At 45.1% G+C, this 26,625-nt stretch carries 30 protein-coding genes and 1 pseudogene; 1 reads left to right on the top strand and 30 read right to left on the bottom strand.

All coding sequences use genetic code 11. The annotated features are described in order from the left end of the window. Positions 1 to 53: 53 nt before the first annotated feature. The 3 genes from F3I09_RS33385 to F3I09_RS34870 all read right to left on the bottom strand — a co-directional run bounded on the left by F3I09_RS33385 (position 54) and on the right by F3I09_RS34870 (position 2,239). Positions 54 to 854, bottom strand: a complete 801-nt coding sequence (locus tag F3I09_RS33385) for an FkbM family methyltransferase (protein WP_149699396.1) — start codon at positions 852 to 854, stop codon at positions 54 to 56. A 28-nt stretch (positions 855 to 882) separates the two neighbouring features. After that, the gene (locus F3I09_RS33380) at positions 883 to 1,788 is read right to left on the bottom strand and encodes a hypothetical protein (protein ID WP_223233463.1); all 906 of its coding nucleotides are present in this window, start codon (positions 1,786 to 1,788) and stop codon (positions 883 to 885) included. Between the two features lie 238 nt (positions 1,789 to 2,026). Then, positions 2,027 to 2,239 carry a helix-turn-helix domain-containing protein gene (locus F3I09_RS34870; protein ID WP_149699395.1) on the bottom strand — a complete coding sequence of 71 codons (213 nt, stop codon included), beginning with the start codon at positions 2,237 to 2,239 and terminating at the stop codon, positions 2,027 to 2,029. Positions 2,240 to 2,671: 432 nt separating this feature from the next. Here F3I09_RS34870 and F3I09_RS33370 point away from each other — a divergent pair, with 432 nt between their 5' ends. After that, entirely contained in the window at positions 2,672 to 2,932 is a 261-nt protein-coding gene (locus F3I09_RS33370) for a hypothetical protein (protein WP_149699394.1), read from the top strand. 299 nt (positions 2,933 to 3,231) lie between these two features. Here F3I09_RS33370 and F3I09_RS33365 read toward each other — a convergent pair whose 3' ends face one another. The 27 genes and pseudogenes from F3I09_RS33365 to F3I09_RS33230 form a co-directional block, all read right to left on the bottom strand. Then, positions 3,232 to 3,429 (bottom strand): hypothetical protein, encoded by a 198-nt coding sequence (locus tag F3I09_RS33365; protein ID WP_149699393.1) that lies wholly within the window; start codon positions 3,427 to 3,429, stop codon positions 3,232 to 3,234. Positions 3,430 to 3,583: 154 nt separating this feature from the next. Then, positions 3,584 to 4,093 (bottom strand): glycoside hydrolase family 73 protein, encoded by a 510-nt coding sequence (locus F3I09_RS33360; RefSeq protein WP_149699392.1) that lies wholly within the window; start codon positions 4,091 to 4,093, stop codon positions 3,584 to 3,586. Beyond that, positions 4,090 to 4,392: a hypothetical protein gene (locus F3I09_RS33355; protein WP_149699391.1), complete on the bottom strand. Its 303-nt coding sequence runs from the start codon at positions 4,390 to 4,392 to the stop codon at positions 4,090 to 4,092. The genes F3I09_RS33360 and F3I09_RS33355 overlap by 4 nt, the downstream gene beginning before the upstream one ends. Then, positions 4,392 to 4,661: a hypothetical protein gene (locus F3I09_RS33350; protein WP_149699390.1), complete on the bottom strand. Its 270-nt coding sequence runs from the start codon at positions 4,659 to 4,661 to the stop codon at positions 4,392 to 4,394. The genes F3I09_RS33355 and F3I09_RS33350 overlap by 1 nt, the downstream gene beginning before the upstream one ends. Before the next feature lie 4 nt (positions 4,662 to 4,665). Next, a complete protein-coding gene (locus F3I09_RS33345) occupies positions 4,666 to 7,872 on the bottom strand; it encodes an SGNH/GDSL hydrolase family protein (RefSeq protein ID WP_149699389.1) in 3,207 nt (1,068 codons plus the stop codon). Then, positions 7,872 to 8,879, bottom strand: a complete 1,008-nt coding sequence (locus tag F3I09_RS33340) for a hypothetical protein (protein ID WP_149699388.1) — start codon at positions 8,877 to 8,879, stop codon at positions 7,872 to 7,874. Before F3I09_RS33340 ends, F3I09_RS33345 begins: the two co-directional genes overlap by 1 nt. Further along, positions 8,876 to 9,220 carry a hypothetical protein gene (locus F3I09_RS33335; protein ID WP_149699387.1) on the bottom strand — a complete coding sequence of 115 codons (345 nt, stop codon included), beginning with the start codon at positions 9,218 to 9,220 and terminating at the stop codon, positions 8,876 to 8,878. The genes F3I09_RS33340 and F3I09_RS33335 overlap by 4 nt, the downstream gene beginning before the upstream one ends. Before the next feature lie 11 nt (positions 9,221 to 9,231). Beyond that, a complete protein-coding gene (locus F3I09_RS33330; protein ID WP_149699386.1) occupies positions 9,232 to 9,876 on the bottom strand; it encodes a phage tail protein in 645 nt (214 codons plus the stop codon). Next, a complete protein-coding gene (locus F3I09_RS33325) occupies positions 9,869 to 10,978 on the bottom strand; it encodes a baseplate J/gp47 family protein (RefSeq protein ID WP_149699385.1) in 1,110 nt (369 codons plus the stop codon). The genes F3I09_RS33330 and F3I09_RS33325 overlap by 8 nt, the downstream gene beginning before the upstream one ends. Continuing rightward, positions 10,978 to 11,913 (bottom strand): GPW/gp25 family protein, encoded by a 936-nt coding sequence (locus F3I09_RS33320; RefSeq protein WP_188134064.1) that lies wholly within the window; start codon positions 11,911 to 11,913, stop codon positions 10,978 to 10,980. Before F3I09_RS33320 ends, F3I09_RS33325 begins: the two co-directional genes overlap by 1 nt. Before the next feature lie 70 nt (positions 11,914 to 11,983). Beyond that, complete coding sequence (locus F3I09_RS33315) at positions 11,984 to 12,613, bottom strand: phage baseplate assembly protein V (RefSeq protein ID WP_149699383.1); 630 nt, start codon at positions 12,611 to 12,613, stop codon at positions 11,984 to 11,986. Continuing rightward, complete coding sequence (locus F3I09_RS33310) at positions 12,610 to 13,635, bottom strand: phage late control D family protein (protein WP_149699382.1); 1,026 nt, start codon at positions 13,633 to 13,635, stop codon at positions 12,610 to 12,612. The genes F3I09_RS33315 and F3I09_RS33310 overlap by 4 nt, the downstream gene beginning before the upstream one ends. Before the next feature lie 3 nt (positions 13,636 to 13,638). Beyond that, the gene (locus F3I09_RS33305) at positions 13,639 to 13,887 is read right to left on the bottom strand and encodes a tail protein X (protein ID WP_149699381.1); all 249 of its coding nucleotides are present in this window, start codon (positions 13,885 to 13,887) and stop codon (positions 13,639 to 13,641) included. After that, positions 13,884 to 14,765 carry a phage tail protein gene (locus tag F3I09_RS33300; RefSeq protein ID WP_149699380.1) on the bottom strand — a complete coding sequence of 294 codons (882 nt, stop codon included), beginning with the start codon at positions 14,763 to 14,765 and terminating at the stop codon, positions 13,884 to 13,886. The genes F3I09_RS33305 and F3I09_RS33300 overlap by 4 nt, the downstream gene beginning before the upstream one ends. Positions 14,766 to 14,777: 12 nt before the next feature. Then, complete coding sequence (locus tag F3I09_RS33295) at positions 14,778 to 16,610, bottom strand: hypothetical protein (protein ID WP_149699379.1); 1,833 nt, start codon at positions 16,608 to 16,610, stop codon at positions 14,778 to 14,780. A 156-nt stretch (positions 16,611 to 16,766) separates the two neighbouring features. After that, positions 16,767 to 17,150, bottom strand: coding sequence for a hypothetical protein (locus F3I09_RS33290; RefSeq protein WP_149699378.1), 384 nt, complete (start codon positions 17,148 to 17,150; stop codon positions 16,767 to 16,769). Positions 17,151 to 17,224: 74 nt separating this feature from the next. Next, positions 17,225 to 17,749, bottom strand: coding sequence for a phage major tail tube protein (locus tag F3I09_RS33285; protein WP_149699377.1), 525 nt, complete (start codon positions 17,747 to 17,749; stop codon positions 17,225 to 17,227). 5 nt (positions 17,750 to 17,754) lie between these two features. Further along, the gene (locus tag F3I09_RS33280; RefSeq protein WP_149699376.1) at positions 17,755 to 19,176 is read right to left on the bottom strand and encodes a phage tail sheath subtilisin-like domain-containing protein; all 1,422 of its coding nucleotides are present in this window, start codon (positions 19,174 to 19,176) and stop codon (positions 17,755 to 17,757) included. Then, positions 19,176 to 19,388 carry a hypothetical protein gene (locus F3I09_RS33275; RefSeq protein ID WP_149699375.1) on the bottom strand — a complete coding sequence of 71 codons (213 nt, stop codon included), beginning with the start codon at positions 19,386 to 19,388 and terminating at the stop codon, positions 19,176 to 19,178. The genes F3I09_RS33280 and F3I09_RS33275 overlap by 1 nt, the downstream gene beginning before the upstream one ends. Continuing rightward, positions 19,385 to 19,867 (bottom strand): Gp37 family protein, encoded by a 483-nt coding sequence (locus F3I09_RS33270; RefSeq protein ID WP_149699374.1) that lies wholly within the window; start codon positions 19,865 to 19,867, stop codon positions 19,385 to 19,387. Before F3I09_RS33270 ends, F3I09_RS33275 begins: the two co-directional genes overlap by 4 nt. After that, positions 19,864 to 20,199 carry a hypothetical protein gene (locus F3I09_RS33265; RefSeq protein WP_149699373.1) on the bottom strand — a complete coding sequence of 112 codons (336 nt, stop codon included), beginning with the start codon at positions 20,197 to 20,199 and terminating at the stop codon, positions 19,864 to 19,866. Before F3I09_RS33265 ends, F3I09_RS33270 begins: the two co-directional genes overlap by 4 nt. After that, positions 20,199 to 20,534, bottom strand: coding sequence for a DUF2190 family protein (locus F3I09_RS33260; protein WP_149699372.1), 336 nt, complete (start codon positions 20,532 to 20,534; stop codon positions 20,199 to 20,201). Before F3I09_RS33260 ends, F3I09_RS33265 begins: the two co-directional genes overlap by 1 nt. A gap of 66 nt (positions 20,535 to 20,600) precedes the next feature. Then, positions 20,601 to 22,595 (bottom strand): prohead protease/major capsid protein fusion protein, encoded by a 1,995-nt coding sequence (locus tag F3I09_RS33255; protein WP_149699371.1) that lies wholly within the window; start codon positions 22,593 to 22,595, stop codon positions 20,601 to 20,603. An 89-nt stretch (positions 22,596 to 22,684) separates the two neighbouring features. Beyond that, entirely contained in the window at positions 22,685 to 24,202 is a 1,518-nt protein-coding gene (locus F3I09_RS33250; protein WP_149699370.1) for a phage portal protein, read from the bottom strand. Continuing rightward, positions 24,202 to 24,411 carry a phage head-tail joining protein gene (locus tag F3I09_RS34865; protein WP_149699369.1) on the bottom strand — a complete coding sequence of 70 codons (210 nt, stop codon included), beginning with the start codon at positions 24,409 to 24,411 and terminating at the stop codon, positions 24,202 to 24,204. The genes F3I09_RS33250 and F3I09_RS34865 overlap by 1 nt, the downstream gene beginning before the upstream one ends. Continuing rightward, the gene (locus F3I09_RS33240) at positions 24,378 to 24,749 is read right to left on the bottom strand and encodes a helix-turn-helix domain-containing protein (protein ID WP_149699368.1); all 372 of its coding nucleotides are present in this window, start codon (positions 24,747 to 24,749) and stop codon (positions 24,378 to 24,380) included. Before F3I09_RS33240 ends, F3I09_RS34865 begins: the two co-directional genes overlap by 34 nt. A gap of 9 nt (positions 24,750 to 24,758) precedes the next feature. Next, positions 24,759 to 26,576, bottom strand: a pseudogene (locus F3I09_RS33230) (phage terminase large subunit family protein). Positions 26,577 to 26,625 lie beyond the last annotated feature (49 nt).

Here is a 26,625-nt window from a genome sequence, read left to right as displayed (position 1 = left end):
CTTTTTTTGCGCACTTTGCAGTGCTTTTTATTATTTCTTTAAAAAATTTATTTTCAACGTCTTACAGCAACAATGTTTTGAAAGGCAAAGATCTCGAAAGCGGCAACATTATATTCTCCCAGTGCTTTTAGTCCGTCCGGCAGCAGACGGTAAAAGTCATATCCCGGCAATATATCTATGATATCCTTGAAGAAAGTACGGGAAATGACATTCATCTCGTTAAACTCTATCTGGATAACATTGATCATTCCGCTTGCAATGGCACGGCGGGCGCCCTTTAATACATTCAGTTCATTTCCTTCTGTATCCACCTTCAGCAGTGCTATCTCAGACAGCTGATGATCTTCAATGAACCCGTCAATAGTGGTCAGGTCAATGGCAATCTCTTCCACTTCACTTTTCCGGAAATCAGCGATCACCTCTTTATACATACTGGCATGCTCCGATCCCTTGTTCTCCACATAATCGTAAATAAAGGTGGTCAGGGCACTTTCTCCCGCTCCCTTTTGCACAGGAATAAAATGGTGCATTGATGCGGCCTCTTCCAGTTTATGGTAAGCAACGGGATGCGGCTCAAACGCATATATAGGCAAAGAGACCTTCCTTTGGCGCAGCATTACAGAATAATGACCAATATTCGCACCCACGTCCAGGATCACGCCCCTACTGAATCTCCCCGTAGAGATCATATATTTCACGAAGGCATTCTCACCACTTATATGATCGTTTTCATGATTCATGATACCCAGTCCCCTCATACTCAATTTATACAGGAGCAGGTTAATGGGATAAAGCGCCTTCCGTGCAAAAATGAAGACGTACACTTTTCTCAGGGCATTCGTAAATGGATTCATTGATTAGATTAGTTTTGTTGTGGTGGTGTTACAATTGTTCTTCCTGTCCTGTCATAACATTATATACAGACAATCCTTTTATACATTCATATCTTTCAGACCCCGGCAAATAATTGAGGTTCCCTTTCCTGTCACGGCTTTCACGGAAACGGGAATAAACATAGCCCTCTTCTGCACTAAGCGCCCTGAGTCCACCCAGGCGATTCTTCTTTACGAAATAAGCATTATTACCTATTGAGTTGGATCCTACAAATGCATAGCCCTTTTCTTCAGCCAATATACATAGTGCTTTCAGGGATGCCCCAAAATAAAGGTGACTATAATGGGCATGTTCTCTTATAAAATCTGGTTTATAAGGTACGGTCAGTGCTCTGTCAATACCGAATACACTGTTATATTCTGCCACTACTATCACCGGATCAACTATATTAATAGCTTTCCATACCCAATAGTCATTACCGTCAATATCGACGGACAGTAGTCCTATTTCTCCCTTCAATCCCTGTGCACCGATCAGGTCATTGATATTCTCTGCTGTAATGAATGCCTGTATAGCTTTCAGGTCATGCTGATAATAGATATCGTCAGACATGATATAACGGATACTTTTCTTCGACCCATCTATTACAAGGCCCGACCAGTTGTTATATTTTAAAAGGAAACGTGTATTTGACTCAACATAGTTTTCCACTCCAAACTCAATAAATGTTGTCTCCGGGATATATACCTTATTAATAAGGTATTGAATAATGCCATCGTCTCCCGTTTGAGAAAAGACTTTAAACTCAGCGGATGAAAGATTATCAAGAACCGGCAACTCTCTATTCTGCCGGGCGAGAAGAGTACCTAATAGTAGAAGGTCTGTTTGCTGTGCTTTTCTTGAGGTATACAAAAAATGGCGTAAGATATTCACCAATTTTTTCATTCGTTTCATCAGGAACATGGTATGAATTGAGTAAGCGGAGTGCTCTCCTAAAATTTATTACCCCATAAATACATATAATTATAAATATTGTTCATTATGTGGCTAACAAATATATGGCAATGATTTGCAAGTAGTTACAAAACGACGACAATCCTATATCATGCAATATAGATAAAATTGTTTGACTTTTTGTTTGACTATAAAGGGAATAATACGTTGAAATTAAAACACTTGAATCGGCTATCGGCTATAACAAATCTTTGGGATTGCATTCAAGCACTTCCGCAAGGACGTAAAGCATAGTTATTCCGGGCTCGGTTCGTCCATTCTCAAGGCGGGATATATATCCGGTACCGGTACTCAGATGAAACGCAACATCCATCTGAGTAAGGCCCTTCTCCTCCCGGATCTTCTTCAATCTGGAACCAAACAGCTTTAATATTTCCGGTTTGCTTTGCATGAGAAGGCAAACGTATATAAATATTGACTAATTAAACATACCTGATTGTGCATGCACAATTGATCAATAATTATATAAAAGCTGTATATTTACACCATACATGGTTTATAAAATAGAAATTAACCTCAAGACCTGGTCTGTTTAGGCCAGGTGCCTTGGTCATTATGCGAACCCAAAATTTCACAGTAAACGGCATCGACTATCGGATGCAAAGAGTACCCATGACGCCGATCATAGTTGTCATGGCAGGATCAGCCTGCCTAATTTTCGCTGTTGAAAATGACACACCTAAACTGATCTATGGAGCCGCCCCTGAAGGGCGGTTGTGTGAAGCAGAACGCTTGATCGTACAATACTTTACGCCATTTGACCAAAATAAACGGGGGCGCAGATAGGAAAAGTATTCATCAACTTAAAAAAATAATTTCTCATATGGGAAGCACCAAAAGCATCAAAGACGGGTCGGCAGAAGGGAAGGCTGAGGCACTTATAATCGCTGAAATTACCGGCTCGATCACTCCCGAAGAGGCGCAAGAGCTGCAGAAATTGCGGGCAGCATCAGCCTGCGTTAGATTGATATCTGAAGATATGCACCGGATTCTCGACCCACAGATCGACGAGATACGCGAAATAAGAACTACTTCAGCACAGAAGATTATTGCATTAGCAGGCACAAAAAACTTCATTCCCTGAATATCTTTATCCACGCCAGTAATTTCGGCACATGATCAGTAGCTAATGGCCTTTTGCCTGCCACCCAAGCTCTTAGCGAGCTTCTGGGAATATTTAGTTCGGTCGCAATTCGCTCAAGGTTAAAATACTTGCCCCGCTCCCGGAACCAAGTAAGCAATTCTTCTTCTGTCATATTGTAATAAAAAAGGGGCCAAAGCCCCGTTCATAAATCTTGAATTCTCTTCCTGGTTGTTGTTTTCATACCGGTGATTATTCAGACGGCTCCCTGATTTATAATAAATTCCCCCGGAGGGGTGCAATTAATTTTTTACTACATCAACGATAATATCGTTATGGATTGTACGTGCAACGATCTTGCCGTCTTCATTGACATAACAACCATCTATCAGATTGTCATTGTAAGCCTGCTGAAAGCTGGGCGTAAAAGATTCCAGATCAATAAACTTTTCTACCTTTTCAGATGTTGCTGACTCGTGGATCGCGATTTGATTGTTCATGATTTTCAGTTTTGAGGTTTTTGTTTTTCATTAACAATTCAAAGATACAACTATTTTTGATTTGTAGCGCATTCGATACAAATATTTATTATTGTAATAAAAAAGCCAGGTAGGAATACCCGGCTCGTTCAGTGTTATCAACCAAAATCTGAAACTAACTGGCAGCGGATGCTGGCAACAGCTTTTCAAGCGATTTAATAATGCTCTTCAATGTCTTCCCGTAATTAGGATCTGTAGCATATCCTGCAGCCGCTATGGCGTCAACAAACTTGCGTGGATCTGTTGTGTTAAATGCCGCCTTGTAGCGCGGATTCTCCTTCAGAAACCGACCATGGTCGGCGAATGATTCGGCGGCAGTATCATACGCGCGGAACCAGTCTTTAACCCTGTAGTCGTACTTTCCGTCATCCCGGCGCGTGATAGAAATAACCTCAGGATACCGTACACTTTTACTTGAATGCACCTCCCGCGTTGTCAACAGTTGTCGTTTACCCTTCCAGGATGCATCTGCCTTTATACCGAAGAACATGTTGCCTGGTACATCTTCCCCCCACCCTGACTCCAGGGCGGCCTGTGCTAAGATCACCAGCGCGGGCACGCCCGTCTCTCGTTCGCACTGCAGTGCGCCTCGATAATACAGCTTGAAAAATAGATCTTTTGTCATTGTATGCCGAGCTTTTTCTTAACTGAATCAATGACATATTTCAACACAAGCTCATAGAGGCTGGTGGCTACGCAGTAGGAAAAGAATGTTATCGGCAATCTCTTCCTGTCCAGGTCACCAGCAATAGCAAGAATGCCTATATACAGGCAAACGAACAATGTGCCGACGATAAGCGTCTTGACGGCCACCGGTACGTTTAAATTGACTAGGTATTTTTTAGAAAATTCACCGCCCAACAAAACAAGGGCAATTACAATCCAGTCAATATTCGAAAGGATTTGCTTTACTACTTCTTCCATTATTTTGCTTTTACTATCAATAAAATATTTTTTATGATGTCACTTAGCCCGTAACCTGCTGCTGCTCCCAATCCGATGAGAAACCACTTACCCCGGTCCCATAATTTTTCTAACCGGGAAAGACGCTTCTCCATTTCGGCATGTCGGTGTATAAATCCGGTAGACCCGGTAAACTCGTTTCCCAACAGTGCATCTTTAATATCGTTAAGTACGCGCTCAACATTTTTCACTCTGTCCTCAAGATTGATGAGGCGCTGCTCTTCGTTCATTGAATTACAGATTAATAAATGAAGGTGTGTTGTTAGCATACCATGCGACATACACATATTTACTGGATACTGTAGTTCCTGCAATTGTGTAGGTGAAATTGGTGGTGTTCAGTATAACTGCCACTCTCCCTGCGCTACCTGTATAAGTAGCGGTAGATGATAGTTCAATTGTATTGTTGCCTGTAGGTTGCAAGATCAGGTAGTCTACATTGGTTGGAAAGGTAGTAAGCGTTCCATCTCCATATACAACACCAACAGGTGAAAGATTTGGTGTGAATGTCTCCAGGCGGCCAGTCGTATTATTCCTGCCCACAGTTGTTATCCCGCCGGAGGCATAGGCCGGTGCGCTACTGACTGTAATAGTGCTATTACTGATAATGCCGTTTCCTATTATTTTGTGTGCAGTTAAAATGCTGGTATCCTGTGCTGATTCTACCTCGAGGGGTATTGTAGGTGTTCTTTGCACACTGTCTCCGAAAAGCCATTTACCCTTTTTACCAACAACATATGAATACTCAGGACTATGGGAACCAAAGATTATTCTGGCCGTGTCGCTTGTCCTTATTGCTGCGCTGCCTTTTAATCCTACTAGTGAAACATCTCTATTAAGTAATGAGGGTAAGCCAACATAACCGGAGGTATCGGTGCCTGTTTTAAACGCAAGTACAGCACTCGATGTCATATCAGGTCTGCTAAGAAATAGCTTATATGAATTTGTACCTGCTATCATCCCTTGTCCTGTAATATTGAATGATGCTGATTGAGCCGTGCCGGCTATAGATATGTTTTGTATAAATCTATCCTTCGCAGTTATCGAGTCGAATCTTGCTAGCACTAGCGATTCCTTTGCCAGATATGACCACGAAAAGCCATCTGTCACAGCTGGTTTTTCTACATCAGTATCATATACCAATGCCCCTTTAACGCGCCTTATACCAGATGCAGGGAGCGTACTTGTTGTGTAGTTAGCCAAAACAGCAGGTATTCTGAAGCGTAGCACACCGGTTAAACTATCTCCTAAATACCAATCTTGAACGGTAGTGCTATTAGTAGCTGAAGCGCGCGCGATCCCAGATGCATATGATATTTGAAATGGCGGAATAGTATAGGCACCCGGAGTCGTAAATCCTCCTGCACCGTACCAAAGTCCATTATTTGCGATATAGCCCACAACCCCACTACCAAGCGTGGGCAAATTTTGCCAGTCCCATATATGCCCACTGCTACCGGTATAATTCACTTTAGGATATGTGATCCCTCCTTTGGTAGTCGAGCTATTCGTGGCCTGTAATTCAATCAGCATGGAGCCACTAATGGAAGCCGTACCGCCTTTAATCTCCTTTGTAGCAACAGTATCTATGTTGCCAGTAGCGGCACTTATAAGTGGAGCGTTTGCACTATTGTCACCATATACGCCAGAAGAAAAAAATGTCTCAATATCATAATATTGAGTTGCGGGACGAAGCGCACTATTCCACGCGGATATAGCCTGAGTTTGAGTAGCGGACGCGGTAGGAGTAGGCATTAGGATAATAGGGGTGGCACCATAGGCCAAGGCTGTATCTTTCATCCATTTGATATTGTCCAACCAATTCTGTTGAGTCACCTTTCCATCAACATCGAGTCCGGCACCATATGGATCAGTGCTGTCAAAATTCCAGGTAGTCGTACTGCCATCACCAACGAACCCTGAGCTGTTTGAATCGTTGATATAAAATTCAATGTAGACGTATTTTGGATGATATAAATTCAACCAGTATTTGAACCAGTATTTACCCCAAGCACTGGTCATCCCACCTCTGCCCACATTGATTATATCCGCGGGATCACCGCCGTCCCCTTGCCAACGAGCACGGAAACGCTCGGGCGAAGATTTGAGGTAATTACCGCCTGTGTACCGATGTTGTGTCCAGGAATCACCGACGAACATTATTTTACCTCCCTGGTAAGCCTTCGGGATAGTGTCAAGATCGGTCTGATACCAAATTGTTTTGCCGACCCTGATTGCTGTATTCTGCGCGTCTGCTGTTACTATCTGCAGCTTCCCGCTGGATGCATTTGCATAATTGAATGTCAGCTTCTGCACGCCACCACGCACGAATTTCGTCTCCTTCAATACCCCATCCAGGTAAAAGTTTATTTTCGCATAACCGGGGAGGTTGCGATTTATGCCTACCCATGTTTCGCAATAACCGCGCTTTTTGCCCAAATTCACGCTCCATTCACCGCCACGATCAGCAACCCCTCCCTGCTGTATGACAAAATGGTTGACTGCTATCTGTGAATAGTTGATGGTCGCAGTAGTCTGCGAGTATAGCTGAGGAATAGAAGTGCTGGGAATAAAGCCGCCCTGCGTGGCGCCGTTGATCGCAACAAAAGGGATGGTGCCGCCATCTTCGGGGAAGAAGCTATACAATTTATAATCCTTCTGTGCTAACGACTTATGGTAGTCATAAATCATGTCAGCATAACCGCGATATCCGTAATCGCTGAGGTGCTGGCCCTGGTAGCTGGACCAAATGAATTTGACCGTATCGTTTACAAGGCTATATTTTAATGGACGGTCGGTATGATATGTACCGCCAGACTGCCGCACGACGAAGAAACTGAAATACTTGTCATCCGCTTTAGCGTATGCAGCAGCTACGTAATTTGGAACAAAGTCCGCCATACCGGTACCGCCTGAAACCGTAAAAGCAGTATCTCCAGCAGTACCGTTTACCACTAAGTACCGATCCTCTAAATTCGTCAGGTTAGGCGCTTCAGAAGATATAGCGTAATCCCAAGCAGTTAGCCAGTTTGCGGTAAGTTTGCCCGAAGGGCTTAATACGTACCTATTATCGCTTTGTGACCTCGTATAATAGTCCAGCCTTATAGGAATCTCCCCGCCCTGAATACGTCTAAAATAAAGACTATCGCTTGATAGCCGGACCGAATCAACGCCAGGCTGATTGAACTTTAACGCCCGGCGCTTACCGGCGGTATAATAAATAAGTGAGTCGCTTTTGAGATTGATACTATCAATCTTATATCTGTTGCTTACATTAAGCAACCCGGTCAAAGAGTAGTATAATTGAGTTGCTGTTACGGACCTGGTGCCGTTTTCAATGACGTTGGCATTGATATAGTTGCGCAAAACAGCAGTATCGTTGATTTGCGCTGTGGATGATAATGCTACAAAAAGAGAAAGGATTAATAATCTGAGCTTCATTAATATAGTGTTACTGGTATTTTACCTATAGTTTTTACGTTGTTTTCAGGCGATGTTCCGGCGGAATTAATGACGATATTTTGTGCGTGGCCCGGATCATTCCCTGGAGATATCCAATAGTAATCCGAATTGGTCCGATCCGCTGAATCGTCCGGGTAGCCCCGTTTACTAATCTGCTCGGAGGTGTGATTATGTTGCTTTAATGCATCTGGCCCATAGCCGCCAGGGTTGTCATAAAGACGTCCTGAGGTAATGCCGTTCCGCCCCATCTCCAAATACCGGTCGTGCATCCCCCGCTCGTCCGGTAATCGAAAATTCAGCGAACTAGTGCCAGTACTGAAGCACCCCCTATATACTGGCTGCCCCCCGGGGTCGCTGTTCCATACCGTATCGGAAACCACAGCGGCCCCCATCTTACTTATCTGCGCCCACAGCCGCGGGGTGTCTGCTCGGGTTTTCAGGGCTCCATCATTCATAAATGAATTCCGCGGCTGCAGGCGAACACCGAAACTTTGACCAGCTGCATGGAAGTTGCCGAAGGCGTCGAATATCTCCCAGTGATCCGGAGTATCCCCATTATCTTCAGCTACAGCAATCAGCACTAATCGCTCTGCATCATGCATGTACATCTCTGTAACATCGTCTGAACCATCGTAGATCTTTTGGCCGCCGGCGGTTAATATTGTAAGCGCTTTAATTACCGGTATGCGAGTATTAATCCGGATCGGTGTACCAGGCGTAAGGCTGCTTACATCTGGTAGCGTAAATGATGTGTTGCCATTGATGTGAAAGGAGAAGCCCTTGCCTAAGTCGGCATCGTCAAATACATAACTACCGGTTATCGTTTTCACCTCAATACGCCCAAGCCTTCGGCGTAGCCATTCGGTTCTATCGGCTAAAACCTTCAAAGGCGTGTTAGCATCTCCATTAGCGCCACCTTTGACCAAGTCGCTCAAATCGTAAATTTGCGTATCATTAAAAAGGTCTTGGGCCTGATATTCCGTCATTGCACACGTATTTTGTAATTGATAGAATAGGTCACACCGGCCACTTTATTCATAGGCGCAATCACCCGGCGGTGAATCAGGACACCGGCATCATTCAACAATCCCATTTCCTGTATTACCATTGCAGGATCTCCTGCTGTTAATTCGGAATTGAATTGAACATACCCCCCAGTAATAAGGTTAGTGGACAGTACGTCCTTAGCAACCTGACCAGTCAGTGAGGTTTCGGTACCAGTAACCGGCGAATTACCCGTACCAACGACAAGCTTCGCGACTTTTTTGCCAGCCGCATCACCCCTTAATAGATCAATCACATTTGGTATCCCTGCGTTAAGTATCATTCATTGTTAATTTATATCTCACTTATTGTTGCGACATCCTCGTCAGAAGAGAAATCATGGCTGCCGTCGAACTCCTCTTGCCCATCATATTTTATAATACCTGACAGATTAATAGTGTCTTCGGCAGATATAGCAGCAAGCACAGATGCAGAAACATCTTCTACAAATAATGCATCTTCGACCTGAATGGTAACCCGGATTTCTTCCAGCACACAGACTGCCCTCTTATATTCCTTGACCATTTGTGTTATATCAAAAAAGGCATTATCAGTCAATTGTAGCGCCTCATTTGTGATTCGAATACCAAACTTCGCCCAATGATCATAACCGGTCTTAATGAGCTCTATATCCGCAAATCCGATGCTTTTCAGCGCTTCCTTTATCGCCCACTCTGTGCCCTTGTATTTATGTAGTTCAATAGCCCGCTTAATAATCTGCCGCTGATCGAATTCAGTTTGCGCTAATTTGAATCCTTTATAACCGAGAACATCAAACTGCTCGGCTAACGCAGGTAATAGGCTAGCGTCTACGGTATCGATGATGTAGATAAGAAGCTTTCCCAAATCGATATCTGCAAGAGTATCTTTTATCACCTTGTACCACGCCGCGAATTCCGGCAGGTGAGCGATACTATCCGCCATCACTACTTTACCCATTATTGCTACCTGTTATGGTGACTGATATTGATGTGCAACGAGGATAAGTCTTTTCATCCGCCACGATATCCGCAGAAGGCGAAACAATATCCACGTTATACACCTTGTCCTTGATCATGCATAAAGCATTGATCTGATTCCTGATCACATCCAATCCCAATTTGTTTTCCCGTTCGTCTTTAAATGAATTCAGGTTAGCATTCACCGTAGCGAGAACTTCTGAATTAATCGCACCGGAGTAAGTCGTCAATTGCACGTCGATTGTATAGTCAGACACTGTCGGAGCAGCCGACAAAACGGTGTCATTCTGCGGACGGATCTTCTCATCATCACAAACTGAAAGGACCTTCGCCAGAATTTCAGAGGACGGTAATGTTCCACCAGCGCACAAGGGGTATAGCGTAACCTCTCCTGGGTTTGTCGTGATCACTGCTACATCCACAATTGTAGGATGCGCCGACATTGCCCAAAATTTATATGCACCGGACGGACCGGCGACGCTAAAACGGGATGGCGCCAGGCTGATACGGCTACGCAACTCTGTATCGGACTCTTCATCAGCACCACCGTTTGTTGTACTCAAATTTGCAGCAGATGTAAGAAAGGGCTGAGGATCCAGAATAATACTGATCTTACCCGGATCGTATCCGTTTCCTACTGTACCAGGTGTGAGGCAGATAGCTATTATATCTACATACTCAACTCCGATAGCAATATCAGCGGAAGCAGTGGTAATGAAAATCACGGTGCCGTCAATGCTTTGCACCCGTATGCCTGCAGGTAGCTGGACAGGATTGTGACCAGCTACAAAATTGAACCTGATAGTACATTCTGCCCCGGTGGCTGGTTGCCTGGAAACTGCAACAAGATCCCCAAGACGCTCAAGCATCGCCCCGGTGGCGTATGACACAACACACTGGCGCATTGCTTCATTACCGGCAATGCACACCAATTGTAATTCGTAGATAAACGCATTAGCAATTAACATCTCAACATCCCCGGGAGCCAAAGACCTGTTCAACTCCTTTTCCAGACGCGCTTGTATAGTTGCCTTTTTGGTTTCTACACTCTCATCAAATATTGTCGGTAATGCATCTGCCATTATTCTGCCTCTGTAGTTATTTGTATATTAACCTCCTCTGCCTGATCTGTATAAATAACTAAGACTTGGCGATAGGTGTCAAAATCGTCATTAAAATCATCATTAAAGCTACCTGGTGTCGTAACCACCTCCCAGGTACCTAAGTCACCGATATTATCCTGTGCCCACTGCCTGACCTGATCGGCACTATACAAACTTTCACTGCTGGAATAGATTACACCATCAACAGTAATTTCCACACGATACGTGCGGCCTATAGGCAGGCCCGGTATACCTCCGCTAAAGCGCAAAACGGCAAGTAAGCCAACGGCGAGAGTGCCCGTTAGATAGTCCGAGATTATGTAACCGACTATTGAATCTGCTGTTAAATACCATTGTCCGTAATTGATCCAGTTACTGCGCACCCATTGAAGCATGTCGTCAGGGGTGGCAAAACCATTATCAGGCGGCAGCGGTAGTATTGCCGCGCCGTCCAGGGAACATTCAATAGTATACTGATAGCTATTAGGATTGGGAGGAAACAGACCTTGTAACACAAGCCTTCGTGGCAAAACGTTTGAAGAAACACCACCATTGTTGATAATAATACTCAGCAAATCGGACATAGTTCCATCAGTCAACCTGTATGTTACATCTAAATACAAATGAGAAACTTCAAGCCTGTGCGCAATTGAAGTGATGGTGACGCGTGGCTCCCATATGGCAACAGCATCGAGTATAGCCTTCTTTATGTTTGGAATACCAATATCTGCTGGTTGATCAACCCACTGCCAAACGTCACTGCCGAAAGACGGGCGAAGTGGATCCGTACCCGGCGTCGTACGAATAATAATATCAATGCATTGCCTTATTGCAGCAAGGCCCTCAGCGATCGCTCCGCCGCCGGAGATCGCATAAGACCAAACAGGTGATTTGATTTGCGCTAAGGTTGCCACTTTTGATTGATTGTACTGCACAAATTTGGGGCATAGCACAACGCGGTTTTAGGCAAACTTTAGGCAAACTTTAGGCACCGACCGGGGGGCCGGATGTACCAGGGCCTGTCACCACACCGCTATGAACATGGGCTTTCAGCGATACAGTACCAGCCTTTATGTCCCCTGTTGTTTCAATGTCTGCTGAAGCTGTAATTTTTCCGTCCGATCCCGGCACCCCTGGCATCGCAGTAACACTCAGGCCGGCGGCAGTCAACACGCCCAGTATGGTTACAGTCCCCTTAAGCTCGATCTGTGGGGCTTCAACAGAAGCCTTTACAATGGCTTTGGCTGTAAGCTGTGTGGTACTGATAATATCCACAGCCCCCTTCACATCAGCAGTTAATTTATGACTCTCCTTATCGTACTCGATGATTGTTCCATCAGAAAAGACTTTCCTAAACTTACCAACAGAGGCCCCGGGTTCCACAGGATCCTTCTCGTTCGCTATGGCGCCCAGAACCACCCCCAATTCGCAGCGCTCATCACACAGGCATACAACATGCTCATCAACATTGAGCACCCAGGATTCTTTATCAATGAGGCTTGTCCGGCCTAAAACCGGCCAAAAGTCGCTGACAATTTCATCCTCTTCAAAATAGACGCGTGCAAAACCAGGCTTCGCCTCACTTATAGTACCGAATTTTAGTTGCGAATTCATGTCGTCTTATGAAATTGAGAATCAATGGTTTTCAGTCGCTTTATATTGCCGGATGTTTGGTATGCTCCTGACTGGCTGATGGAATGTGTGGCCTCTAAAATGTGATAAAGTCCAGAGAAATTACCAGCACCATGCAATTGGAAATTATTTCCGCTGACAAAAAGTAGATGCCCCGGTAGGACGATGTCCCCGCCAACCCCCTGTGTGTTATTCTTAAAAAGAGCGTACTTACTTTTAGCTTCTGCCTGTTGCTTATTGTCGACATTGGACCTAATTTCAATGTCGTCTGCCGAATCGCTGTCCGAATCCTCGTCGTCGTCCTTCGAAAAATACGAGACCGTCTCTTTCTTGTACGGATCATGATGTCGAAGCTTAGCCTTTTTAAACGTCTTGTGGGACTGATCCCGCAGATCCCAGGATATTAAATCCTGTTTTGTCAGGATAAAAGAGGACGCCCTACCCTCTAAATCCTTATAATAAATGAAAATCAGCTTAGAGTCCCGGACGGAGAAAATACAGCCGTATTCAGCCCCTATTCTGTTCAGAAATTGAAGGTTAGTCTCACGGTATTGGTTAACCCTGCGGATTCGGATATCAGGTACGGCCCCCTCAACCGTTAGGCCCATACCCGCGGCAACCGTATTTGCTATCTCTCGCAGGCTTTTATCCTCGTGAGCATAGCTCTTCTTTGTGCGAAGCTGTTTCTTAATTCCTGCAGCCAGCCCCTTGATCACAAAAACATCCCCACTTGTACTGGAAGATGATGCGTTTTCATCGATCTCGAACCTACCACAGGATAGCTGCTGACTATCCTGCCGAATAACTAACTCCAAGGTATCTCCCTTCGCTGGATACCAATCGTTTTGCCAGCGCTGGTCATAGTCCGCTACTGATATTTCCAGCGAATCACTCTCACCAGTTACTTTGTCCGTATATTGGATGGTCAACACCTGGGCAGATACATCCCGGCTAATGTCTTTTTGATTATAAAGAATCGTATAGTCAACTATAGATAAATTCATTCGCTATCGTTTCCAAGGTGGCAATAACTGAGGATCTGTCTTTACCGCAGCACTCGGAATTACCGGCACCTGCAGAAGCAATCCTTCAGATAAAATCGAATCGAGTTTCAATCCCGGATTCGCCTGTACAATGTAGCTCATCGCATTGACCATTTGCCCGTCTTCCAGGGCAATCTGACCAACCGTACCGTATGATTTGTAGGCTATCAGATCCCACCTGTCACCCGGCAGGGTAATATATTCCATCGTCATTTGATAGTAATTGCACCTTTTATGAGGGGGCTGGCTACCAGTGTGGTGTCCAACGTCTGTATTGCCCGCTGAAGCTTCTGATTGTCATCTTTAAGCTTCAATGTAATCGGTGTATAAAGGAGGTTTGCATATGTTGTCTCATTGATCACAACATCCTGCAGCAGCGTTGCAACACATGAACGAACATTCTTTGCGTGGTCATTGAGAAGGGGGATACCATATGCGCAACTCGATGATGTGGCAGACATATCCGCCAGCTTTTTTGCATCTTCGTCTATTCTATTCAAAACAAACTTTATCCTCCAGTTTGTATCACCAATATTCGTGTAACCCTGGCAGTACTTATTCAAAACACTACCGTTTGCCTTGACACCAGAGCACAGGCTACTCACGGTCTGTTCGCAGTTCTTCTGGTTAACCCGGTTACTTTTGGTTGCCGGTTTTTTGCTACCGACAGCAAAGGCACTAGCCTGCGCTTCTGCCTGTTTCTTGTCTAACTTATCCTCCTCAACAGACTCTTTTAGTGTCAAATTAACAGTTGTTGACACCGTATTACCGATTGCATCCTGTTGTATCTTTGTCTCACTCATGGTCATAATAACAAATTCACCTTCAATATGACCATTACCCCACAACAGAGGGAGGATTTCAAAACTATTCTTCGACTGACGCAGGATGCGAACTTCATGTAGAACCTGGCAAAACTCTTGATGCAAGAACAATGACAGACTAATATTACGCAAACCAAGGCCCGCTCCCTGAAGCCTAGCACGCCGGCCGATTATCGCATGTTCAACAATAATAGCCTCCTCATCACTGTTGAATGTGACAAATGATTTTGCTCCATCAAAACGGGTTGTTCCCAACTGGCAATACATAAGCAATTTTTTTTAACCGAATGCAACACGCCCTTTCTGCATTTCATAATCACGCAACATCTTCTTAAACTCTGACCTGAGATTGTCGGAGATCATCTGTGCATCTGACTGAGTGGCAGTGCCTGATAGTTGAATCGTAGGAGAAAAGGTAATTTGAGTGACGTTACTACGAGATCCATTGTACACAGGTCGGGGGCTATTCAATTGATTGTATAATTGATCAGTAGCCTTGCCCATTGCGGAAACAAGAGGTTTAGCTGTTATACTCTGAGCGATTGTTTCTACGAGCTTTACCTTATGTATATCCCTTAATGCTCCCTCCTTGGCAGGACTGAATGGAAGGAAATTACGTATCTTCTTCACTATCGCCATTATTGCCTTAACCGGTGCCTGAGCCATTGCTACCATACCTTTTGCTATGCTGGAAACAATATTCTTACCGGCATCAAGAAACTTTCCGCCCAGATTGGCAATCCACTGCCACGCCTTCTTAAAAACATCTTTTACTTTCTCCCATATCTCCCCAAAATGCGGCGCAAGTTTCATCCATGCTTGTATGATAAGCCCGTATGGTGTGAAGTTCATAAACAAGAATTTCGCCCACTGCACAAATTTGCTGAATAGATTTTTAATCCCCTGCCATAATCGAGCGAAGAAAGCGGATATTTTATCCCAGTTCCGAATGACAACGTAAACTACTGCAGCAAGGGCCACGGCGGCAAGCACATACCATGTGATTGGGCTTGCAAGCAGAGTTGCACCGAACTTAATTACCGACGTTCCGGCGGCCTTTAAAGCAGGTATTACAGAAAATTTTAGATGATACTGCATCGCGAATGCGCCAAACTTCATCGCATCAAATCCACTTTTCGCACCCGCTGCGATCTTACCGGCTAAACCTATCTCTCGGGAAAACTTTGCGATCTTACTTGCCGTCGTAATTGTAGTGCTCAATCCTGAAAAAGCGAATCCCACAACCTTAAGACCGGCACTAAAGGCCAGCAGTCCGACAGATGCCTTGGCAATGGCTAGTATCAATGGCCTATGTTTGTCTGCAAAGGCGATAACCTTCGGCATAGTCTGTCCGAGGCTTTTAGCATATTTATTAACCTGGGGCAAGAGCCCGTTGCCGATCGCCTCGCTGGTATCCCCAGCGCCTATCTCGAGCACTTTCAATGGATCTGCCGCTGCGGCTGCCGTGCCCTTAACCTGTTTCTCTATCGCCTTGATGATATACAGCTGAGCTGCACCGAGTCCCTTCGTCGCAGCTATCTGCTTGATTATAGCTATATCGGATTTATTCAGGGTACCAGTTTTTGACAAAGCGGCCGCGCCCCTTACCGGATCCTGCATCGCCTTCCCAAGTTGAACTGCATTTGCGGACGCGTCTCCAAATCCCTTAGCTTGAAGATCAAATGCTGCTTGTAGGGATCTGTTAAATATATCATTCTTCTTCGCCGCCGCCACAAACAGGTTGGAAAATGTTCCTAACTTACCTCCAGCGTCAACTATTTTTTCATCAACAATTCCCCATTCATATTGCTTTTTCCCGGCGAAGTCGATTAACTCTTGAGCCTCCTTGGCCGTGCGTCCCATGGTCTCATACCCCTGAATTACTTTCGCCTGGGCAATTGCACTCTCCCTGGCATCAGCAATAGTTTTCCCAAAGAAAGCGGTCATGATCCCACCGGCTACCATGCCCTTTTCGCCGATCTCTTGCATCCTATTGCCGACATTAGACAGCCCTTTTGCATGTTTTTCGGCATTTGCAAACGCCTTTTTTATAACCGCACTAGCTTTATCAGTAGCGGCCAGAATAAGCGCAAATTTGATATCCTTAGCCATTTTTATTCATTGCTTTTTCAGTCGCTTTTGCCTTCTGGTCTTCAATCTCTATTGCCTCATTGAACCACTCAATCACCTGAGATGACTTCCAGCCTTCAACCTCTAAGGGGTTGAGCCCGTAATACGATGCCGTATAGGCTATCGTATTACGGCTTACTAAAAATTTAAGTCTGTATGCATCGCAAGAAGTCGCTGGTAATCCTTCCATTTAAGCATTTCAATGACCTCAAACGCCACCCTAGATCCGTCCAATGTAGTAGCCACAGCAACACCAGCCATCTGGTACCTCTCAGCGTCCTTATCCATGAATCGGGCTACGTCCTTGGTCTCTTTTGCTATAAGCTCCCGAACTACGGCAATTTTACCAGAAGTGGGCAAAGTTGTCTTTTTGATCTTATTACCGTTGTCATATACCTTGGTATATATTTTCATCTCGGCATCAGCTTCGTCGGCAAAAAAGAACCCGTCAGCATCAGTCGTGGTGGGATAAGCGAGCACAGGGGCATGATCCACTATTTTTGTTTCGGTTGAATTTTCCATCATTTATTTTTTAATGAAAAGTTTAAGGGCTGACTGCGATAAAACAGACAGCCCGTTTGTGTTATTTGAACTTGTTAATATCCAAGGTTAATCCGGTATTGGCTATTAACATCAATACCAGAAACGAAAAATATGTTAGCAAAAGCGTCGACCTCTATCATCGTTACCCCGTCCACTTCTAGCCTGTAGTAAGAACAGTTGAATTCTGACTCCTGCTCCGGATTGTCGTTCATCTTAAGGGTTATCCCCGGCAATGCATGCTTAAATCGAACGGTCATAAACGCAACAGCGGGGACTTCAGATTGCAGACCATCAGTATTATACGTTTGAAGGTTACCGCGAACCTGAATCCTTCTCGCCTGAAAAGGATTACCAAACAGCGATATAATCTCAGGATATACCGCGTTGAATTTCATCTTACCAGACATCGCCTCAAGCCCACCTGGTATCTTGGTGGTCATCATCAACCCAAGCACTTTGAGATCTGTGTCATTAGCGGTAATAGCAGGCAGTGATACCTCTTCCACCTTACCCAGGAGACTCTGACCTTCACTGTATACGTTAGCGTTCAGCAGCCTATTAATCTTTATCTCTGCCATTTGAATTAATTAAATTGGTTAAGGAGACTGATGTCCAGAATGTCTTTATAAGTCAGGCGTTCCAACGGAGGCGGGAACATATATACACGGCGTAGAGTTAACTTACCTGCCGCCAGCTCGGATGCAGAATTGTCTTCCTTGTGATATTCAACCCTACTACCTGGGAGGCAGGCCCCACGTTGTACCAGCACTCTAATAAAATTATTACCTGCTTCTCTTATTGTATCGATTAATGCCTGGTTCATTGGCTCGTCAACGTATGGCAACGCAGCCAGCTCCATCGACTCTATCACGATGTCATCGGCTCTTCGAATTGCCAGAAAATTCTTGATCGATGTGGATGTCGGGAATGCCGCATCTCTGTTTCCCCAGGCGCGTATACCAGTACCATACCCGGCGGCAATGGTAGTAATACCGGCAGCATTTAGCTGGTTAGCCTCGCAGTTCGCATCATTGATACTCCATTGAATTGGCCGTTCACTTCCAGTTGCGGCGGAGATTTCCTTGTTGCTTGGAGAATACCAGTAACCGCGCTCACGGTCGGTTTTCGCGATCAATCCTGCCATGAACGCGGAGTAAGGGTAATCCTGATCCGCCTGAGAATAGTCGTCCCAGGTCTTTAAATAAGGATAAAGCAAATAGGCGCGTTCGTCACTTGTATTGAATACTAGACTACCAGCGACGCCACGACCCGCAATTGCTCCCGGGATCGTCGTGCCGTATGGTGCGTCCAGCAAGTATACAGATCTGAACTTTGCTGCTGCGGCCTTAAGTGCCGTAGCAATCGCAGACAGGCTGCTATAAGTTGGGGCGGCAAAAACCTTGGGAGTAAAACCAAACAGGTTGAAGGCAAGATCGTAAAGCGCCATCCCCGTACGGTTGCTATTTGAATCAACAGACCCTATGAGCTGAGAGGTCGTTACGGTAGACGCATCCAACTTTTTGTAGGTGAACTTGTACACTGTGCCGTTATAAATATTGGCGCTGATCACTTTGAAGTTGCCGTATTCGTCGAGCGTATAATCTGTACCCTTAACAATCGGCGCATCTGTGGTACCATCATTTAACTTAATGGTTACCGCACCAATAGGGGCAAATGCCAGCTTGAGCGCACCATTAGTGACCGTCTGAGATTCAGAGGTCACACTAGCCGTGTTTGCGGTCGCATCAAATGTATTCACAACCAGTACAGGAGTACTGCCAGCAATAGAGCGGATAATCTGCAGTGCTTTAGGGATATTGAAACCTGGCAGCGGCTTACCAAACTGTGCGTCGTCGGTAGCTGTAGTGCAAAGCGTGAGTACATTCTTTACACCCACCGGCGCAATGCCCGGCAGAGCGATCACAGATGATTTAACAACTGACAAGGTCTGACCACCAATTTCCAACTCGATCGTTTCGACCCCGTGTAGGTAATCTGTTGCCATTATTTTTTATTTGATGTTGTTGTAGTAGTTGTTGTTTTGATTTCCTGAAGCAGGCCGCCTGCAATCAAAGACTGAATGACAGGGTGATCCTCCGGCAAGATTGCGGTATCACCTGGAGCAAGGCGAATGTCTTCAGTTGTCTTGTTACCCTCATCACCCACGAGGATAGTAGAATTATGTGCCTGGCTACCTATGTATTTGAATGACTTCATGGTTCTTTTGCGATTAATTCCTGAAATGATGGAATAATAATTGGGTCCGATTCATCCTTCTGAACCAACATTGTCACACACTCAAACTGCATAGCGTGTACCCACAATTTTGGATCATCCGGGGATTGTGCTATATCATCCTGCAGCAGGTAAAGTCTCTGACAGTTGGCAGGCTTGAATCCTATCAGCGCCTGCTCGACCATATCTCTTGCGACAAACATGCCGTTGCTTCTATAAAGCAGTCGGCTATGGATTTCCGCATTAAACCGGAGTCGGCGCTCCTGTGCAATAGTGTTGGCTGTCACCGATGGACTCGCAGTGCTACCCGCATATACAACATAGACAATGGGGCTTACAACCGCAGTATCATAGTCCTTGCTAGTGTCTGGTAAATCTCTTCCTTCGAAGGGTAGCGATAGCGCAGAAAAAACAGATTGTAGCTTCTGGACTATGCTCTGTTGTATTGGGTAGATGTTCATGCTGGTTCTAAATAAATCTTAATAGTTTTGCCGTCATAGTCAGCCTTACCATGAACACTACGGTATTGGATGCCATTAACAGTAACAACTTCCAGGCTTCGATCCAAAACCAAATCCAACAATCCAGGGAATTGGCCAGAGAAATATTCCATTCGAGGCCCTGCTGAAACATACTCCTGATCGCTAACCTTCTCCAGGTCGGTTGGTGAGATGAACAGCACCCGCGCAGATAAAGTGTCACCTCCCGTTGACGGAGTCCATGTTGCGTCATAGCCAAATGTGCTGCTTACAATACTCTGAGCCGCAGCCTGCAGTCCATCGAACAGGTTCATTACGCAATTTGCCTTAGGAGTATCTGACCAGTAGTGTCGCCCGTGGCGGCTGACGCAAATGCGTAGCCAGCAGCGGTGTTGCTGGTTGCCGTCTTTGTAAAGTTTAATGCTGCCGCATCCCAATAAAGCTTGTCTCCGGGAACCCATGCAGCACCTGTTGCTTTTGCAACCTGCCAAACGCCCTCCAAGGCTACCTCACAGATACTATCCTGAGGCGCAGACCCAAGCGCAATGCCTACAATAGATCCTGATTTTACCACCTGCTCTGTGACATAACCGCCGGCAGGCGCAACGATAGGGATCACATTACCAGGCTGAATATAATTTTGTGCCATTTGATTTTTGTGCTTTAAAGAAATGTGGTGGGCGATTGCTCACCCAACTAATTATGAGGATATGATTTACGCGCCAGGGTTCTTTACCGCACCACGCCAGCCGATAGCATCAATACCGTAATCGTGACGAACCTTCCATCTCACACCATCGACAGTGAAGCCATCTTCACTGTCCATAAATGGAGTTTGATTTCCATCCAAGAAGTTCACTTCAATTACCGGCTCAATAGAAGGATCTGCGAAAGCATAGTATTCGTTACCTGTAATTCTTGCAGTATCTACAATGGTATCGAACAATCCACGAGACTTGTTCGGCTTCTGCAGTTTATTTGCCGCATCGGGATCGAACTCCGCGCCATTGATAACTTTAGCCGTGCCGCCTTGCGAAATACTACAAAGCAAAATGCTAGGACGGAGATCAAGAATATCATTGCTATCCTTATCTTCTTGAGATGCCATTTTTACCCTCAACGCATCAAATGAATCAACCGTCATTGCAGCGCCTGTGGCCAAATTGCCATGACTTGCATGAAACAAAGCAATGTTATCACTCATTGTCGGGTTGGATGCAAGAAGCTTGTAGGCGTCAATTTCAATTGACCTGGCAGCTGCACGACCGAACATCTGCGCAATTCGTGTAAACCCGGCAAGATCATCATTCACTATCATCTTCCTCGTGATACCAATGATGTTACCGTAAGTATCGATGCTTGCGGACTCAGATTCAGCATCGGTTATGTTTTTGTTTTTGAACTCCCCGTTCTCCTCCACCTTATCCAATCTGGACAAGCTGCCCAACCGAAGGCGTTTATGTTCTAAAAAATTAGATACGCTGCCTACGGCACACCATTTGCGCCAGGTGTCAGCAACTACTGCATATGCAGAAAGCAATACTCTTCGCGTAGTGCCCTCCAATAACACCGGGAAATCGCTGGATGAGGAAGTAAACGCACGGGAAACAATACCCATTTTGTCCAAATCACGATAATCAATTCCAGCACGGGTAAGAGATTCTTTTGCAAGCTCAAGCAATGTTAAGGACCTGAACTGCCTCGCTGCCGATATCTGTTCCGGCTTGAGGTCCTTCTCCTTAACAAATCCGCTGCGAAGAGAAAGGCCGTCAATAGTGGCTGCACGACGCTTGTCGTCATCATCTACATTGACACGCACCCCAGCCTGCACCGCAGGAGCTGCAGTTTCCGATTTTGCTAATTCATCAATAATTAACTTTCTGGCCTGTTCAAGCGATGTACCCTTATCAATAAGGTCATCGCCGAAAGATTCAGGAAGTTTCACCGACCTCACCGCTGTGCGGATCTCTTTCGCCCGAGTGCGTTCAGCCTCAGCGCCAGAGCTACGGACCTGCTCCTCATTGACAGTTGCTGCAGTATTCGCAACGGCTGGCTGCACCGTTTGTGTTGTTGTTGTTGATTCGGCAGCCCGCTCATTACCGGTAGCTGCGTTTGGATTAGATCCCGGCATTTCTGTTTTATTTGATTTTTTAAAAATTGTTACTTCATTCATTGAGTTATCCGAAGATCTCGCGCCACTATTGTGATCAGCAGGTACAGGCACAAAGGATATTTCTGCGGGCTCCCAATCAGTGCACCGCATCGTAGGAATCTTATTCTCCGGTGCGTCGTCCATTTCATACGCATAAACACGATATCCAACAGACACATTACGGATAATCCCCGTCTTAATCTTCTCCACAATATCTTTATCCTTTTCTGTTGTTGATAGCCTTACCAGCGCCCTGCAAACTTTCTTTTGAGCGTCCACCCAGGCCCGCTCAACGACACCAAATTGATATTGCAAACTCCAGGTATCATGAGTATCGAGAACCGGTGCCCCCTGATTAATACGCTCCATTCGCACACTGGTCCCATCGCATACTAATACCTCAAAGTATTGTTCCCCCCAGACACTCCTTAACACAGGCGTTTCTGTTGCAAATACCACTTCAATTGTGTTGTTAGCTGCATCATAAGTCTCAGGCTGAAAAAGCGCACGAGCGGATAATTTAGGCAGTTGCCTCTTTTCTTGTGTACTACCTGGCATTGTTTGTTATTCGTTAAAGCAAAAATAACGGGAGCATGGACCCGCCTTTAGGCAAACTTTAGGCAAACTTTAGGCGCGTGAAAAAGCCCCTATTCGGGGGCTTTTTCAGAGTCATCAATTTTGTTCGATTCATCAGGGGGCCTGTTTGCGTCAAATCGCGGATCAACAGTGGGTCTCAGCTTAAGAGTATCCCACATTTCCGCATCCTGCTTCAGTTCCTCCTTCAGTTCCTCAGGGATGTAACCGCACATTCTGACAACGTCCTGCCAGCTATAAATACCGGCGCGGATTCCTTCTTTCAGGGCTTGTATCTCCTTATACGGATCAATCATTTCTCTGCGTGGTGGCGTCCAGGATACGTCCACTACAACGTTAAATCCAATAATGCCCTTCAATTGACACGCCTCTATAAACCAGGGAAGGACTTTATCGCATAGCCGCGGGATCATCATATTAAACTGAAAGTGCTCGACATTCCGACCCATTTCAATCCAACCCATTCTGCCGCTCGAAAAATTCACATTACTATAATCGTTTGTTAGAGATTCATATGAGGTTCCAAAACCGGCGGAAATTCCACGAAGGTTATTCTTCACAAACTCGCCAAACCCTTGCACGGTAGGAGGTTGAGCAACCTTAATATCCTGACCGGGCACCAAATGTTTGATCATCCCGGGTTCAATGCGCTCTATTTCATCTGCACTGCCAGGCGTCGGAGCGTCATCTACAGAATTGTCCACAACGAATACCGCAAAAGCAGCAGCAACTTTACTCCGTATTCTTTCAGTAAATTCATAATCCTCCAGGTCCTTCATCCGTAACATAACTCCACATGACAAAGGAATGCCCCGAATTTGACCAGGCCGTTCAACCTCATATATATGAACTATATTATCTGCTGATACAAATTCAGATTCTCCTCCATACTCCGAGGGATGCCCCTTGTAAATCCAATAACCCAGTCGTCTGCCAGATTTATCAAACTTTATCCCATAATAGGTAATCGTGTTTTCTCTGTCCCAGGTACCAGTGTGATGGCTGCCATCAATGCGATCTCCTTCCAGCAACTGAAGGCGCAGCGGCAACACATCCTCACTTGTCCCCCTTACCCGGCGCACAAGGCATTCACCTGATTCAGCAACAACGCGCATTACCATGCTTTGCAAGCCGGAGAACGTGTTCATGTCATCATAATCACAACCCGTCTTACCGCCCCAGGTTGTCCACGCAGTTTTCAATTTATTCAGAGCTGATGCCGATATGCCCGGTCCTTTCTTAAAATTTGGAATAATCCCGGTACCGACAACATTATTACGGAGTACGCGCACGGCATTTATTGCATATGCATTGTTTCGGCATAGATCCCGGCTACGTTCCCTGAGCGTAGAAAGCGCATGAAGAATCTCTTGGTTAACACTGAGGTTTGGTGAATGCCAGTCACTGTAGTGGCGCCCTTTGGACGCGGCATCATACTTTCTCTGCTCCGCCTTAAGTATCTTGTCATAGTTCTTATTGACAACATGCAAAACGGCTCTGGCCTGATAGCGCTGCAATGCCAGCTTCGGGGAAACAAACTCAATCGCTCTGTCAAAAAAACTCTTTTGCATTAACACTTATTAAGACCGTTTGAAAAACCGGCATATGTGGTTTTAATGCCAGACTTTTTAAGACCAAGCTCCTTCTCCATAAGATCTTTCAACTTCAGCATCTCGGAAAGCGAGTTATACTGAACCTCCTTATCTGCATAACGAACTCTGTTCGCGCCTTGGGAAATCGCAGCGACTAACGCTGTATACTGATCGGTTGTAAATGCCATTCATATTTTTTTTCAAAGGTATTTGCGATACCCACTATTGCGTTAAGGTCGCCTAAAGTTTGCCTATAAATATTCACATGTGCGGATACGCAGCCAATACCGTATTGAACCGCTGTCCTCTTTCTATTAAAGAACTTCCCTATATCATAATCATAAACTCCTTTCGCATTTTCCATTATAATATAGAAACATAGGTGGCGGGCGTTGGAAAGTTTATATTCAGAAGTTAACTGATCTTTAGTTACACTAAAGTATTGGCAAGTGGCATCAGTTACTTTTTCTATCATTTCCCGATAAACAGGAGATATGGTATTAACTCTGCTTTGGTTTTTTGGCATTAAAGGCTTTTAGTTCCAGAAACTAGACGTATTATTATTGTTTTTCTTTTTGGTTGTTTGCTTTGCTTTTGGAACAGCAATTGGATACTCCATTCCGCGCTCCCGATCCCAACGTTCATTAGACCACCGATCCATCCCTACAACGGCGGCCGCCGCTCGTGCATACACTCTACAGTCTAGCGGTTCATTTCGTTTGTATTTTTTTTGCCATTGATATTCTTCAAATCCCTTTTTGTTTGTGACCAATACAACCTCCTCAGCCGTGAGCCCTCGAAAATATGATGGCTCTCGCTTTGGAAAATGACAATATCCATCGGGTATTGCTCCAGTGTCAGGATCAACTCTCTTTTTTAGACACCCGTAAATTTCGGTTTTTATAAGACTAACGCCAACGCCCCACACTTTTACCTTACCTACCTTTTGCCCTCCCTTCACAATATCAGTTATCTGTGGTGCTGAAAATAACATTCCTAACTTATCCCGTCCCTTAACCGGAATCACCCTACTGGTGCCATGCTTCTGCGCAAACTAATAACATTTCAATGTATTATAACCAGTGTCTAAAGCCATCAAACGCAACGGAAGAATGCTATTATCTCCCTGTCTAACCCATGTTTTATTTAGAATTTTCGCTAATTCCTCCCATACTTCGCTTTGAGAAGTATCTCCAATAATTTGCAAATATTCTATACTCTGATTTATTTTCCCTTTAATCCAACCTACAATTTCCACTTCTAACCGGTCCGCCTGGACGTCTACTCCTGCAGTAATAAACGTAACTGAAGAAAATGGTTCCGGCAGATAATCTACTGAACGATCGTAAAGACTCTCCCAATCTGGCTTATCCCCCTTCTCATCCGACTCATAGGCTTCCCCCAGCTTTGTATTGGTAAACACAATCTTCTTTGGAATATTATTTTCAGCTTCATCCCGCTCTTTAACTAATTGTGACCATGGATACCAGTTCGACGGAGAGTATAAAGCGTTTATAAAATACCCATACACAAGTCCGTCTTCTCGTTCTGGATACCTTGGGATCCACTTGCCCTGCTTGAGCATTCTCGCCTTAAATCGTTCGTCAATTAGCGCTTGACAAGAACAGCACCGATATTTCGCCTCGCTGTATTTGCCGGGTTCATATACAATTTGATCAATACTTAAGACCTGGTACTCATTACAAAACGGACAAGGCACGTGATAATACCGTTGCCCTGTTGTTTCAAATCTCGCATCAATGGCGCTGGTCCCTTTTATTGTTGGAGTACTGGTGAGTAATATCTTTTTCCGCGCACCGAACGTAATTGTACGGGTTTCTGCCAATCCTTCTGCAGATCCTTCTCCTCCCACACTTAGCGGATACCTATCTATCTCATCCATGTAAACAAACCTTACAGCCGTCGATGCCAGGCCGACAGGAGAATTAGCCCCAACCATTTTCACGAATCCGCCCCTGAACTCTTTGAACATAAGTGTGTTAGAACTATCCTTAGACCTCTTAGCAGCGATCTTGTCTGATATAGCAGGCGTGGATTCAATCATCTTCTCAATGCGGTTCTTTGAGGTATCTTTCATCATAGTATCTGTAGGCATAACATACAGCATTCCCGCTGGCGCCTTGTCTATCACATAACCCAACCAGTTATTTCCAACCTCTGTAAACCCCACCTGAGATGACTTCTTTACAATTACCTTTTGAGCAGGATCATTGACCGACAGCCGGTCCATCGGCTCCTTAACATACGGAGTGAAGTCGCTACTGAATTTACCTGGCCGCGCAGAACTATCGGGCAAAATTCTAAATGTATCAGCCCACTCTCGCGGAGTCATATCGGGATCTGGTGTAATTCCTGCCTGGAACCCACCCAATAAAGAAAAG

The sequence above is a fragment of the Chitinophaga sp. CF418 genome (genome assembly GCF_900142925.1).
GTDB lineage: Bacteria > Bacteroidota > Bacteroidia > Chitinophagales > Chitinophagaceae > Chitinophaga.
Note: the sequence above shows the minus strand (reverse complement) of the source record. Positions and strands in the feature narration are given on the sequence as shown.